Origin of the sequence: Mesorhizobium sp. B2-5-3, from assembly GCF_006441005.1 — a bacterium.
GTDB lineage: Bacteria > Pseudomonadota > Alphaproteobacteria > Rhizobiales > Rhizobiaceae > Mesorhizobium.
Genome location: NZ_VFUS01000001.1, coordinates 1 through 12,927 on the forward strand (window position 1 = coordinate 1; position 12,927 = coordinate 12,927).

General features: G+C 64.6%; 12 protein-coding genes and 1 pseudogene. 2 read left to right on the forward strand and 11 right to left on the reverse strand.

What is annotated here, in order from left to right; genetic code table 11:
- From FJ867_RS00005 to FJ867_RS00020, 4 genes are all read right to left on the reverse strand, one after another.
- On the reverse strand, positions 1–997 hold a 997-nt coding region (locus tag FJ867_RS00005; RefSeq protein WP_140816198.1), incomplete at its 3' end, for an MBL fold metallo-hydrolase.
- Entirely contained in the window at positions 997–2,073 is a 1,077-nt protein-coding gene (locus tag FJ867_RS00010; protein ID WP_140816199.1) for an ABC transporter ATP-binding protein, read from the reverse strand. The genes FJ867_RS00005 and FJ867_RS00010, both read right to left, overlap by 1 nt.
- A complete protein-coding gene (locus FJ867_RS00015) occupies positions 2,061–3,764 on the reverse strand; it encodes an iron ABC transporter permease (protein ID WP_140816200.1) in 1,704 nt (567 codons plus the stop codon). Before FJ867_RS00015 ends, FJ867_RS00010 begins: the two co-directional genes overlap by 13 nt.
- Positions 3,765–3,842: 78 nt before the next feature.
- Positions 3,843–4,829 carry an ABC transporter substrate-binding protein gene (locus FJ867_RS00020; protein ID WP_140816201.1) on the reverse strand — a complete coding sequence of 329 codons (987 nt, stop codon included), beginning with the start codon at positions 4,827–4,829 and terminating at the stop codon, positions 3,843–3,845.
- Positions 4,830–5,092: 263 nt separating this feature from the next.
- Between FJ867_RS00020 and FJ867_RS00025 the strand changes: the two genes are divergently transcribed.
- The gene (locus FJ867_RS00025; RefSeq protein ID WP_140500629.1) at positions 5,093–6,070 is read left to right on the forward strand and encodes a sugar-binding transcriptional regulator; all 978 of its coding nucleotides are present in this window, start codon (positions 5,093–5,095) and stop codon (positions 6,068–6,070) included.
- Positions 6,071–6,088: 18 nt separating this feature from the next.
- On the opposite strand, the gene FJ867_RS00030 is transcribed toward FJ867_RS00025, so the two are convergent.
- From FJ867_RS00030 to FJ867_RS00060, 7 genes are all read right to left on the reverse strand, one after another.
- Positions 6,089–6,457 (reverse strand): hypothetical protein, encoded by a 369-nt coding sequence (locus tag FJ867_RS00030; protein WP_140500628.1) that lies wholly within the window; start codon positions 6,455–6,457, stop codon positions 6,089–6,091.
- Between the two features lie 114 nt (positions 6,458–6,571).
- A complete protein-coding gene (locus FJ867_RS00035) occupies positions 6,572–7,984 on the reverse strand; it encodes a pyruvate dehydrogenase complex dihydrolipoamide acetyltransferase (protein WP_140816202.1) in 1,413 nt (470 codons plus the stop codon).
- A gap of 3 nt (positions 7,985–7,987) precedes the next feature.
- Positions 7,988–8,986 (reverse strand): alpha-ketoacid dehydrogenase subunit beta, encoded by a 999-nt coding sequence (locus tag FJ867_RS00040; protein WP_140816203.1) that lies wholly within the window; start codon positions 8,984–8,986, stop codon positions 7,988–7,990.
- Positions 8,986–10,014 (reverse strand): thiamine pyrophosphate-dependent dehydrogenase E1 component subunit alpha, encoded by a 1,029-nt coding sequence (locus tag FJ867_RS00045; protein ID WP_140816205.1) that lies wholly within the window; start codon positions 10,012–10,014, stop codon positions 8,986–8,988. The genes FJ867_RS00040 and FJ867_RS00045 overlap by 1 nt, the downstream gene beginning before the upstream one ends.
- 2 nt (positions 10,015–10,016) lie before the next feature.
- Entirely contained in the window at positions 10,017–11,345 is a 1,329-nt protein-coding gene (locus tag FJ867_RS00050) for an NAD(P)H-dependent oxidoreductase (RefSeq protein ID WP_140525493.1), read from the reverse strand.
- Between the two features lie 245 nt (positions 11,346–11,590).
- Entirely contained in the window at positions 11,591–11,767 is a 177-nt protein-coding gene (locus tag FJ867_RS00055; protein WP_224619737.1) for a hypothetical protein, read from the reverse strand.
- Between the two features lie 116 nt (positions 11,768–11,883).
- Complete coding sequence (locus FJ867_RS00060; RefSeq protein WP_140816207.1) at positions 11,884–12,672, reverse strand: 3-hydroxybutyrate dehydrogenase; 789 nt, start codon at positions 12,670–12,672, stop codon at positions 11,884–11,886.
- Positions 12,673–12,760: 88 nt separating this feature from the next.
- On the opposite strand from FJ867_RS00060, the pseudogene FJ867_RS28915 reads away from it, so the two are divergent.
- Positions 12,761–12,885 (forward strand): annotated as a pseudogene (locus FJ867_RS28915) (acetoacetate decarboxylase family protein); the annotation flags it as partial.
- Between the last annotated feature and the right edge of the window lie 42 nt (positions 12,886–12,927).

Sequence of the window (12,927 nt, forward strand, 5' to 3'; positions counted from 1 at the left end):
GGTGGGTGGGCATGCGCACCCAGTCCGCCCGGCCGGCCTTGTGCAGCAGATCGCCGGGGGAGCCGGACGGCAGATGCCCGGTCAGCAGAACCGGAAAGCCGGCCCGGTCGGCGCGCGGCAGCAGGCGGGACGAAGGCCCAGCCTCGCCCATGCCGTCATCGGCCAGCAAGGGCAGCGAGGGCAGCGGGTCGGCGTCGGTCCAGTCTGCGGCACTCCGCAGCCGCAAGCGCAGCATCTCGGATACGCCAGGCAGCAGCGCTGAAGTGGCGGCGATCTGCGCTTCGAGCGAAGCACGCATGCCGGCGTGGATGGCGAAGGGTCCCGGCAAGGCCGCGATCAATTCCAGCGACCGCCCCGACAGCGGCGTCGGCAGAAGGCATCCGTTCGAATGGCGCGCCACCCAGCCCGAAATGGCCTCCGCGCGCGCCGCACCCGGCACGGGATCGGCGCCATAGGACGCGTCGAGAACGAGAAGATCGCATTCGGGGATCGCGTCCATCACGAAGACATTGCTGTCCGGCACCACGTCGGCCGAATAGACGACGCGGCTCTTGCCATCGTCGACGGCAAACCAGACGCCGCCGACGACATGTCCCGACCTCCCCGTCCTGACCGTGAGATTGCCGCTCTTCAGCAAATCGCCGGGTTCGAAAATCTCGATGCGATCTTCCGGAAAGGGAAACCGCTTGAGATCCCCGGGATCGGCATAGCCGGCGAGCGTGGCCGGAGCCTCGGCGCGGGTTTCGGCCGTCATGAAAATCGGACCGGCATAGCCGCGCGACAAAAGCCAGCTCAGAGCACCGACGTGATCCTCGTGCGCATGCGAGACAAACAACGCGTCGATGTCGGCGATCGACCCGTCAAGTGCCGGATAGTACTCCGCCCCTGTGGCCCCGACCTTGATGCCGATATCGAGCAGGATGCGATCGTTTCCGCTGCGGACGGCAACGCTGGTGCGGCCCTTTTCGCCGAAGCCGCCGGCCAGGTCCAGCTTCATCACGACGCCGCCTCCGCCGGGATCAGCCAGCCGGACTTAATGCGCAGGCGCGCCTGGGCTCCGCTCTCCAGCACGACCGGGTCGGGCTGCTCGAAATGCAAGGTAAGATCAGGTCCTGCGGAAGGCGTAAATTCGATGCGCGCCGAGCCACCCTGGTAGATCACCCGCTTGACGAGGCCGTCGAAGCCGGGGCCGTCCGGCGAAACGTCGAGATCGGCCGACCGGCAGCAGATCCTTGCGCCGGCGCGCGGCCGCTCGCCTGCCCGGCAGCGGACGACCAGCTCGGTTCCGAGAACCCGGACCTTGCAATGACCGGCTTCCTCGGCGTTCAGCACGTCGGCCGGAAGCAGAATGCCCTGTGAAATGAAGGAGGCCACCATTTCATTCGCCGGCTCATGATAGAGCTCGCGCGGCGTCGCGAGCTGGACCAGGCGGCCGTGATCCATCACCGCGATGCGATCGGCCAGCGCCATGGCCTCGGCCTGATCGTGGGTGATGTAGACGATGGTCGTGCCGGTGCGCTTGTGAAAGGCGGCGAACTCGTCCTCCATCGAGGCCCTGAGATGCACGTCGAGATTGGCGAGTGGCTCGTCGAACAATACCAGCGAGGGCGCGGCGACCAGGCAGCGCGCCAGGGCCACGCGCTGGCGCTGGCCGCCGGAGAGGTTGGCCGGCCTACGGTCTCCTAACCCCTGTAGATTGACCAGGGCCAGCGCGTCGGCAACCTTCTGGCGGGCGACCGCCTTGTCCAGCTTTGCAACCTTGAGCGAATAGCCGATGTTCTCGGCGACCGTCATGTGCGGCCACAATGCGTAGTTCTGGAAGACGATGCCGACCCGCCGCTTCTCTGGTGGAACGCTGCCGCCTGCACCCGACACGACCTCGCTGCCGACGCGGATTTCGCCCGACGTCACCTTCTCGAAGCCGGCGACAAGCCGCAGCAACGTCGTTTTGCCGCAGCCGGAAGGCCCGAGCACGGCAAGGAATTCGCCGTCGCCGACATCGATCGAAACGTCCTTGACCGCATCGAACTCGGCGAAGCTCTTGGTCACATGGTCCAGGGTCAATCGCGCCATGGCAGAACTCCACTCGGAAGATGAGGGGCAAGCAGGTTGGTCACCAGCATCAGCACGAAGGTGACCGCGACCGTGATGACGGACATCGCCGCCGCGTAGTTGGAATCGCCGCCCTGTTCGAACGAGAACATCACCACGCCGATTGTCTCGGAACCCGACGACCACAGCAGCGCCGAGACCGTGAGCTCGCTGAGCGCCGTCATGAAGATCAGCAGGCCGCCGGCGATCGCCGCCGGCGCCACCAAAGGAAAGACGATGGTGCGCATGCGCGTGAACAGGCCGGCGCCCGCCACTTGTGCAGCCTCCTCCAGCGTCCGGTCGATCTGGTGATAGCCGCTGATCGTCGGCCGCAAGGCCAGCACCAGGAAGCGGGCGAGATAGGCGTAGAGGATGATCCAGACCGTGTTGTAGAGCTGTATGCCGGTCAGCGGGATCGGCCGCAGGAACAGCAGCAGCGATGCGATCGCCAGCACCACGCCGGGCAAGGCATAGGGCAGTTCGACCGAAAGATTGAGCAGCCGCACCCAGCGCTGCTTGCCCCAGGCAATGAGATAGCCGATCGGCACGGCGACGAGGACCGCGAAGAACGCGGCGGCGATCGACAGCCAGAAGCTGTTGAAGAAGGCGCGGCTGGCGGCAGCGTGCTCGAACAGCACGAAACGGTAATTGTCGAGCGTCGCCGTCTTGGCGCTGAGCGCGATGCCGTAGCCGGGAACCAGCGACGTCAGCACCAGCCCGAACAGCGGCAGGAACAACACCAGCACGACCAGCAGCCACATGCCGGCCTGGACGATCGGACGCCAGCGGCCAAGCTCGTAGGGCTCGGCGGGCAGCGAGGTGGAGCTGATGCGGTAGTCGCGGCGCCGGCTCATGACCTCCTGGGCGATAATACCGGCCATGGCGATGATGCCGATCAGCACCGACAGGAACGCCGTCTCGCCGAGCACGGCCGGCCCGCCGCCGGCCAGTTTTTGATAGATCAAGGTCGGCAGCACCAAGTAATTGGCGGGAATGCCGAGAAAGGCGGGAATGCCGAAATTGCCGACGCAGGACACGAAAGCCAGTGCCGCTGCCGCCATGATCGACGGTGTCATCAGGGGTAGCACGATGGTGACGAGCACGGTGAACCAGCTCGCGCCGCCGGCTCGCGCCGCCTCGACCAGTTCGCGCGGCAGCTTGCGCAGGCCGGCGCGCACCAGCAGGAACACCAGCGGGCCATACTGCACGCCGAGCAGCAGGATGATGCCCGACGTGGAATAGAGCGGGTTTTTGGTGCCCAGCGGCGGTGCGGCGCCGAACAGCTTGAGGAACGGGCTGGCCGGTCCGAACAGTTGCAGCCAGGCAAGCGCCGTGACCTGCGGCGCGATCATCAGCGGCATGACGTAGCAGAGCACCAGCGCGCTTCGGCCGCGTATGTCGGTCAGCGTGATGAGCACCGCCACCAGCGTTCCCGACAGCACGGCAAGCACCGTGCCGCCTATGCCGACGACAAGCGTATGCCAAGTGGCGATCCAGGTCGCCGGACTTCTCAGTCCGGCCTCCAGGGCCATCGTTGACACCATGCCGCCGGGTGCCACGATTTCCTTGATCAGGCGCAGCATCGGCAGCAGGGACAGCAGCACGATGACGACGGCTACCGCCGCCGTCAGGACCATTTCCTGGCCCCGGCTTTCCCTGATCGTTGATGGCATGGTTGCTTTCCTGAAATTCGACCAGCGCGCAGTGGGGATGCCGCCGAAGCGGCATCCCGGCCGGATCGCCGAGCCTTGTCAGCCGCCGAACAGTTCCGAGAACTTCGCCTTGTCGGCGTCGGTCTTGGCGACGATTGCCTTGGTGTCGAACGACATCACCTTGACCTTGACGCCTTCCGGCAGCCATTCGGGCCGGCCGACCGAGGCCCGTGCCGGCAGGTAGCCCATGGAAAGCGCCAGCTTCTGGCCTTCGTCCGAAAGAATGAAGTCGACGAACTTCTTGGCGCCGTCGACATTCTTGGCCGTCTTCATGATCGCGACCGGTTCGGTCACGGCCGGCACGCCTTCCGAGGGGAACACGAATTCCACCGGCGAGCCCTTCTTCTTGGCGTTCATCGCCATGAAGTCGACGAGGATGCCATAGGGCTTCTCGCCTGATGCCACGGACTTCAGCACCGCGCCATTGCCGCGCACGCTGACGGTGTTGTTGGCCTTCAGCTTCTGGAAGAAATCCCAGCCGTAATCGGCATCGCCGGCGAAGCCCGAAAGCAGGTAGGCGGCGGCACCTGAATAGAGCGGGCTCGGCATGACGAGACCCTCGGCATAGGCCGGCTTGGCGAGATCGGCCCAATGTTCCGGCTTCTCGGCGGCCGCGGTGTTGTAGACGATGCCGGTGGTGATCAGCTTGCTGCCGAAATAGGTCTTGTCGGCGTCGTAAGCATCCGGCTCGATGCCGTCGAGCTTTGCCTCGGGATAAGGCAGCAGCCGGCCGTCCTTCTTCAGCAGCTCCATCGAGACCGCATCGGCGATCAACAGCACGTCGGCCTGCGGGCTGCCGGCGGCGAATTCGGCCGCCATCTTGGTGAGGATGTCGCTGGTACCGGAACGATAGATTGCCACGTCGATGCCCGGCTGCGCCTTCTTGAAGGCCTCGACGGTCTTGGCCGCATCGGCTTCCGGCTGGGATGTGTAGAGCGTCAACGTTTCGGCACTTGCCATGCCGGCAAACAAAGTTGCCGCGAGTGCCAGCTGGCTTCCCAGCAGCTTGATGAATAGCGTCTTCATAAGACCTCCTGTCCTGTCTGTGCACGACTGGTCCGGCCCCGGCCGGTTCCCTGTCTCTTCCTCCCTGCACGGCGCATATGACTGGTGGATGACACAGCGCGTGAGATATACAAAATATGTTCATATGTTTGATGTCAATTACAAATGAACAAAACTGTGCAACAATCGACACGCCGGACATCCGGTGCCAGTTGACACGCGGCCGGCCTTTCTCCGAAGAGGCGATGCTGGGCCCAGGCCAAGGCTCATGAGGACGAAAAGCGATGCCCGTGGAAAAACCCAGACCGGCCCGCTCCGGATTGCCGATGGTGTCGTCGGATCTCAACGTCAAGACGGCGTGGCTCTATTATGTGGAGGGCTTCACGCAGGAGCAGATCGCCGAGAAGCTCGACGTCTCCAGGGTGAAGGTCATGCGCACGCTGGCCGCGTGCACGGCCGAAGGCATCGTCGTCACCATGATCAACGCGCCGACCGCCGAACAGGTGGCGCTCGAACGTGCACTCGAGAAGCGCTGGGGCCTCGACGCCGCCGTCGTCATCCCGACGCCTTCGGCGCAAGACCACCTGGAGAAGGCGATCGGCCACGCCGTGGCGGCCTATCTCGGCGAGCAGATGCAGGACGGCATGACGCTGGCAATCGGCGGCGGCGCGACCCTGCATGCCAGTTTGGGCTTTCTCGCCCGCCGGCAGCTGAAGCACGCCTCGGTCGTGGCGCTCGTCGGCAGTCTGCCGCATTCGCAATGGATCAATCCGTCCATCGTCGCCGCCAAGGTCGCCGATGTCTTCGAGGTCGACAGCTACCAGATCACCGCGCCGGTGACGGTCGACAACCCCTCGCTGCGTGACCTGCTCTGGGCGCAGCCGGCGCTGCAAGACGTGCGGCAGCGCGCTGCCGCCGCCGATATCGCGCTGCTTACCGTCGGCGACATGTCGCCGGACGCGACCATCTTCCGCCACGGCATCGTGCCGTCGTCGCTCATCGCGTCGCTGAAAGCGAAGGGCGCGGTCGCCAACATGCTGTGCTATTTCGTCGATGCCTCAGGCAGGCTGGTCGACCACGAAGTCAACGGCCGCGTCATGGCCATCGACCTCGATGTCGTCGGCCAGGTGCCGAATGTCGTGCTGGCCGCCGGCGGAAAACGCAAGGTGGCCGCGATCCTCGCCGCGCTGAAGGCCGTCAGCACCAATGTGCTGATCACCGACAGCGATACGGCGACGGCGCTGCTGGCAAAGGCTGGCTGACGCTGCTTCCAGTGCCGCTTAGATCAGGCCGCGTTCGCGCAAGAAATCCTCGACGCCGACATGGGTCATGGATTCGAATTCGGCGATCGCCTCGGCCACCCGCCTGCGCTGGGCCGCCAGCAGCGTGAACACCTGCTTCATCTCGCCGGAAACGCCGAAGCGGCCCCAGCGCTCCGCGATATGCGCAGGCAAGCCGATGTCGGCGCAGAACGCATCCAGGCTCTCATAGCCGAGACTGGCGACGAGTTGCTTGGTTTCGTCCGCCGACATGCGCGGCTCGAAAGCGTGATCGTGCAGGCGCTGCGCCACCAGCTTGATGTCGGACGGAGACGCGCCCATCACCTTGCCGAACAGGGTCTTGACGTCGGATGGATCGAATGCGGGCATGCGGACCTCCCTTGATCACAGTCCACCTGAAACATGGGCGAAGGGTTCGCGCCTGACAAGTCGATTCTGTGGTGAGCCGGCGCATCATTCGACGCCGGCTCACGTCAACGTGACCTACACCAGCATGCCCATCGGGTTCTCGATCAGCTTCTTGAAGGCGACCAGCAGTTCGGCACCGAGTGCTCCGTCCACGGCGCGATGGTCGGTCGACAGCGTCACCGACATCACCGTGGCGATTCTGATCTCGCCGTTCTTGGCCACCGCCCGCTCCTCGCCGGCGCCCACCGCCAGGATCGTCGCATGCGGCGGGTTGATGACGGCGGCGAAATCCTTGATGCCGAATATGCCAAGGTTCGACACCGCCGTGGTGCCGCCTTGATACTCTTCCGGCTTCAGCTTGCGACTGCGCGCGCGGCTGGCCAGGTCCTTCATCTCGTTGGAGATCACCGACAGCGTCTTTTCGTCCGCCTTGCGGATGATCGGCGTGATCAGGCCGCCGGGGATCGAGACGGCAACGCCGACATCGGCATGCCTGTGCTTGACCATGGCGCTTTCGGTCCACGAGGCATTGGCATCCGGCACCGCTTTCAGGGCCATGGCCATCGCCTTGATCACCATGTCGTTGACCGACAGCTTGTAGGCGGGCGCCTCGCCCTTGTCGGTCTTCTTTACCGTTGCGGCCGCATTGAGCTGCGTGCGCAGCGAAAGCAGCGCATCGAGCTCGCAGTCGAGCGTCAGGTAGAAATGCGGGATGGTGGTCTTGGCCTCGACCAGCCGGCGCGCGATGGTCTTGCGCATGTTGTCGTGCGGGACGAGTTCATAGGAGCCTTCCTCGAACAGGCGCAGCACGCCCCCCTCCCCCTTGAGGGGAGAGTGGCCGGCCGCAGGCCGGTCGGGTGGGGTCGCTTCGACGGGGCTCGGCGCAAAAGCGGTGCCTCCTGAGACGACCCCCTCCGTCCGCTTCGCGGACACCTCCCCCTCGAGGGGGGAGGAGAGTACCGCATCGATATCCGCCTTCACGACGCGGCCATGTGGGCCTGTGCCTGATATGCCGGAGAGATTCAGTCCTGCTTCACGAGCCAATCGACGCGCCAAGGGTGTAGCGCGGGTTTTTCCCTCCCCCTCGAGGGGAGGGTGGCCGGCCGAAGGCCGGTCGGGTGGGGTCGGTTCGACCGGGCTCAGCGCGAGGGCGGTGCCTTCTGAGGCAACCCCCTCTGTCGACTTCGTCGACATCTCCCCCTCAAGGGGGGAGATTGGCGCCTTGTCCTGCTTGGCCCCGTAGCTTTCATCATCGGCATAGATCCACGCAACCGGCGCGCCGACGGGGATATCGACGCCTTCCTTGCCGGAGACATCGCGCAGGATGCCGCTGGCCGGCGCGTCGATTTCCATCGCCGCCTTGTCGGTCTCGATCTCGAACAGCACGTCGCCCTTCTTGACCCGGGCGCCTTCCTCGGCGAACCAGCGCGAGATCTGTCCGGTCGCCATGTCCATGTCGACCTTGGGAAGAATGACTTCGGTCGGCATGTCTCAGCGAACCCCTCTCACGAGGTCGCGGGCGGCGGTGATGATGCCGGGAACCTGCGGCACCGTCGCCTTCTCCAGCTCCGGATTGTACGGGATCGGCGTCTCCGCGCCGCCCAGCCGCACGATCGGCGCGTCGAGATAGTCGAACGCCTCGCTCTCGGCGATCATGGCGCTGACCTCGGCGCCGATGCCCAGCGTCTTGACCGCTTCGTAGACGCACATCAGCCGCGACGTCTTCTTGACGCTGTCGATGACGGTCTGCTTGTCCATCGGCCGGATCGTCCTGAGGTCGACGACTTCGACGTCGATGCCTTCCGCTTCCAGCGCGGCCGCGGCGTCGAGCGCCTTCTGCACCATGATCGAGGTGGCGACGATGGTGAGATCGCGCCCTTCGCGGCGGATATCGGCCTTGCCGATCGGCACCGTGTAGTAGCCTTCCGGAACCGGGCCCTTCATCTTGTAGAGCAGCTTGTGCTCGAAGATCATCACCGGATCGGGATCGGCGACGGCAGCCAAAAGCATGCCCTTGGCATCGTGCGGCGTCGCCGGCTGGATGACCTTTAGGCCCGGCACATGGCCGAGCCAGGCCTCCAGGCTCTGGCTGTGCTGCGCGGCGGCACCGGTGCCGGAACCGGCGGGAAAGCGCATCACCACGGGAACGGAAACCTCACCGCCCAGCATGAAGCGCATCTTGGCCGCCTGGTTGACGATCTGCTCCATGGCGAGCGTGGCAAAGTCGGAGAACTGGAACTCGAAGATCGGCCGCATCCCGGTGAGGGCCGCACCCACCGCGACACCCGCGCCGCCCAGTTCCGAGATCGGCGTATCCATCACCCGGTCCGCGCCGTAGCGCTCGACCAGATCGCCGGTCACCTGGAAGGCGCCGCCATAGACGCCGATGTCCTCGCCCATCAGGAAGACGCGTTCGTCCATCTCCATGGCGATCGCCATGGCTTCCTGGATCGCCTGGGCGTAGCTCAGTTCACGCACCATCGCGTCCATCACGCCTGCTCCGTATACACGTAATTTCCGGTCTCGCTGACATCAGGCGACGGGCTCGCCTTGGCGAACTCGATGCCGTCGGCGATTTCCTTGGCCACCGCTTCGCGGATCGCCTCGATGCCCTTATCGTCAATGAACCCGAAGTCGCGCAGTTCGCTTTCGAACAGGGTGATCGGATCGCGGTTCGACATCCAGTCCTCGATCTCCTCCTTGGTGCGATAGCGGTTGCGGTCGCTCTTGGAATGGCCGCGATGGCGGTAGGTCTTGGACTCGATCAGCGTCGGCCCCTCGCCCGCGCGTGCGCGCTCGACGGCCTTGTAGGACGCCTCGGCGACCTCCGAAAAAATGTTGCCGTTGACGATGACGCCGGGCATCGAATAGGCGGCGGCGCGCTCGGCGATGTTCTTGACCGCGGTCGAGCGGGCCGTCGACGTCGACATGCCGTAGCCATTGTTCTCGCACACGAAAATCACCGGCAGCTTCCAGATCGCCGCCATGTTCAGCGCCTCGTGGAAAGCGCCCTCATTGTTGGCGCCGTCGCCGAAGAAGGAGACCACGACCTTGCCGGTCTTCATCATCTTGGAGGAGAGCGCCGCCCCGACGGCGATCGGAATGCCGCCGCCGACGATACCATTGGCGCCCAGATTGCCCTTGGCCACGTCGGCGATGTGCATCGAGCCGCCGCGTCCCTTGCAGTAGCCGGTGGTCTTGCCGAAGAACTCGGCGAACATGCGCTTGACCTCGGCGCCCTTGGCGATGCAGTGGCCGTGGCCGCGATGCGTCGAGGTGATCTGGTCATCCTCGCCGAGCGGCATGCAGATGCCCATGGCGCTGGCTTCCTGCCCGATCGACAGATGCATGGTGCCGTGGATGAGGCCGCGCGTGTAGCTCTCCTCCGCGCCCTCTTCGAAGCGGCGGATGAGGTACATCTTGTAGAGCACCTCTCTTAGCTGCTCGGCGCTGTACTGGCGATAGACGAAGGGCAGGTTGGCGCGGCTGTCCGCGACGGCTTTGCTGGCTGCGGCCATGATCACACCTCCACGGTTCCGTAGACGAGCTTGTCCTGGCGCGCGCGCAGTTCGGCGATCTTGGAGCCGGGAGCCGGGGCGGCATTGGCGTAGGTGATGAGCTCGCCCTTCTTGATCGGCGCCGTCACCGAACCGCCTTGCAGCAGACCGCAGGGAATGGCCCTGGCGGCATGTGCTTCCGGCGCCGTCATGATCCAGGCGCGGTAGCAATATTCGCCGATCGCATCGAGCTTCTCGCCCGGCTTCATGTCCTTCTTGGCCACGGCTGCGACTTCGGCCACCGGCTTTGCCAGCGGCACCATGTCGGCCTTGCCGTAGAGCACGACGCGGGCGCAGGTCAGGGGCACTTCGAGCGAGGTCAAATGGTAGGGCCGATGGAAGGTGAAGTACGGGCCCTTGCCCATCTTCAAATCTTCCATGCGCTCCGAAATGCGCGGATGCGACATGTCGGCGACGACGAACACGCCGGGCGCGACACCCTTGCCGATCGAATAGTCGACGACGCCGACCTTCGACAGCACGCCGCCGTCCTTCTGCGGCACCAGCACCTTGGACAATTCGCCGAGCGTCGCCGCCGGACCATGCATGCCGGCCTTGTCGGGCACCAGCCCGGTGGCGTTGGCGATCGCCGCCATCTCGACCATGGTCTTGGAGCCGTCGACGAACTCGACCAGCATACGCACATTCATGTGCCGGCGCTTGGCTTCCTCTTCATAGTCGGGCGGCGTGGCGTCGATGTTGAGCGGATTGTTCTTGCCCTTGCCGGCGGCGACGATCGGATGGCCCATCGCCGAGACGAATTCGATAAGCTCCATGCAGGAAGACGGCTCGTCGCCGGCGCCCAGCGAATAGGTGACGCCGAGCCGGTCGGCCTCGCTCTTGAGATAGGCGCCGATGGTGACGTCGGCCTCGACATTCATCATCACCAGGTGCTTGCCGTGCTCCATGGCGCGCAAGCCGATCTCGGCGCCGACGGCGGGAACGCCGGTGGCGTCGATGACGACGTCGATCAGGTCATTGTTGATGACCAGGCTGGCGTCGTTGGTGACCGCCACCTTGCCGGCCTCCATGGCGGCCGTCATCGCCGAGGCGTTCGACACTTCGCGCGCATGCCCGGTTTCCTGGAAGGCGATATCCACGGCCTTGCTGGCGGCGGGCAGGTTCAGCTCGGAAATGGCGCCGATCTCGATGCCGGACATATGGGCGACGCGGGTGACGATGTCGGTTCCCATCTCGCCCGAACCGATCAAGCCGATGCGGATTGGCTTGCCCGACTTGGCCCGCACCTCGAGATCACGGGCAAGGCCCGTCAACGAAACATTGGAAGCCATACCGCTCATTCCTCCCGTAATGCTGCTATTCAATCACCTGACGGGTATTGAACATCTGTATTTCTGTCAAGACTAATGTCCAGATTCGTAGCACTTTTGTACCCTTTCCAGCATCACGAGCAAGGTGGGAAAACCGGCAAATCCGACAACCAAACGCTCGCGACGGTTCGACGCATTCGGGCCCGGAAAAACTTCAACCGTGAGCGCGCTTGATGGCGAGAGAAGGGGCGCCCCCTGCTTAAGTGCTAGCCAACCGGAAAATCGTGGAAATGGATGATGGTGCTGACCGGAATGCCGCGCCATTTGCCGGCGATCAGCCGGTGGACACGTCCGGCGAAGATGTGACGGACACTGCCATGGCGTTGGAATAGCTCTTGAAGGGCATCGGCGTCGGTTAGCGTGACCTCGTCGAGCACCGGCATGTGGATGCCGAACGGCGGGTGGTGCATAAACAGGAGGACCGACCGGTCCGGTGCCTCTTGCAACCGCTTGCCGGCGCCTGCGGCATCAGCCGGGAACAGAACGCCTCGCCTGGGCTTTACTGTGCCGTCCAGCCGCCGTCCATCGGCAAGGTCGTGCCGGTGATCTGCCTGGCTGAATCCGAGCACAGGAACAGCGCCAGGGCGGCAAGGTCCTCGACGGCGACGAATTCCTTTGTCGGCTGTGCGGCCAGAAGCACATCGCGCTTGACCTGTTCCTCGGTCATGCCGCGCGCCTTCATGGTGTCGGGAATCTGCTTCTCGACCAGCGGCGTCCAGACATAGCCGGGCGCGATCGCGTTGACGGTGATGCCGTCCTGCGCGACTTCCAGCGCCACCGTTTTGGTCAGGCCTGATATGCCGTGCTTGGCCGAGACATAGGCGGATTTGAACGGCGAGGCGACGAGCGCATGCGCCGAAGCCGTGTTGATGATGCGGCCCCATTTGCGGCTCTTCATGCCAGGCAGCGCCGCTTTTATCGCGTAGAAGGCCGACACGAGGTTGATGCGGATGATCGCTTCCCATTTGTCGTCCGGGAATTCCTCGATCGGCGCGACATGCTGGATGCCGGCGTTGTTGACCAGGATGTCGAGGCTGCCGAACGCCTCTTCCGCCTCATGCACCATGGCGCTGACCGCCGCGCCGTCCATCATGTTGGCGTCGGAGTAGCGGCATTTGACACCGAAATCCTTCTCGATGCCGGCGCGCTCCTGCTCGATGGTCGTGGCGTCGCCCAGGCCGTTGATGGTGAGATTGGCGCCTTCGGCGGCGAAGGCGCGGGCGATGGCCAGGCCGATGCCGCTGGTCGAGCCGGTGACGAGCGCATTCTTCGAAGACAGGGAACCCATGGGTGATCTCGATATGGTGGGAGGGAACACGAAAGATAGGGCGCGGTCTTGTGCGCCGCAACATGACGATGCCACAGCCATATATCCGCGCATGCCCGACTCGACCGGCTTCGGCGACTACACCGAGACCGGTCACGTCATTCCGGTGCGCTACAAGGCCAGCATGGCGACTATGTCCACTCGATGTACCTCGACGACGCGCCGATCACCGGCGCGAGCGCGGTTTTTCCTCCGGAATTGCCTGGAAACCGAACC

What these genes read in the sequence shown, in the direction of transcription:
- FJ867_RS00010 (WP_140816199.1), bottom strand. Translation starts at nt 2,073, where the DNA reads ATGGCGCGATTGACCCTGGACCATGTGACCAAGAGCTTCGCCGAGTTC.
- FJ867_RS00015 (WP_140816200.1), bottom strand. Translation starts at nt 3,764, where the DNA reads ATGCCATCAACGATCAGGGAAAGCCGGGGCCAGGAAATGGTCCTGACG.
- FJ867_RS00020 (WP_140816201.1), bottom strand. Translation starts at nt 4,829, where the DNA reads ATGAAGACGCTATTCATCAAGCTGCTGGGAAGCCAGCTGGCACTCGCG.
- FJ867_RS00025 (WP_140500629.1), top strand. Translation starts at nt 5,093, where the DNA reads ATGCCCGTGGAAAAACCCAGACCGGCCCGCTCCGGATTGCCGATGGTG.
- FJ867_RS00030 (WP_140500628.1), bottom strand. Translation starts at nt 6,457, where the DNA reads ATGCCCGCATTCGATCCATCCGACGTCAAGACCCTGTTCGGCAAGGTG.
- FJ867_RS00035 (WP_140816202.1), bottom strand. Translation starts at nt 7,984, where the DNA reads ATGCCGACCGAAGTCATTCTTCCCAAGGTCGACATGGACATGGCGACC.
- FJ867_RS00040 (WP_140816203.1), bottom strand. Translation starts at nt 8,986, where the DNA reads ATGGACGCGATGGTGCGTGAACTGAGCTACGCCCAGGCGATCCAGGAA.
- FJ867_RS00045 (WP_140816205.1), bottom strand. Translation starts at nt 10,014, where the DNA reads ATGGCCGCAGCCAGCAAAGCCGTCGCGGACAGCCGCGCCAACCTGCCC.
- FJ867_RS00050 (WP_140525493.1), bottom strand. Translation starts at nt 11,345, where the DNA reads ATGGCTTCCAATGTTTCGTTGACGGGCCTTGCCCGTGATCTCGAGGTG.
- FJ867_RS00055 (WP_224619737.1), bottom strand. Translation starts at nt 11,767, where the DNA reads ATGCCGGTGCTCGACGAGGTCACGCTAACCGACGCCGATGCCCTTCAA.
- FJ867_RS00060 (WP_140816207.1), bottom strand. Translation starts at nt 12,672, where the DNA reads ATGGGTTCCCTGTCTTCGAAGAATGCGCTCGTCACCGGCTCGACCAGC.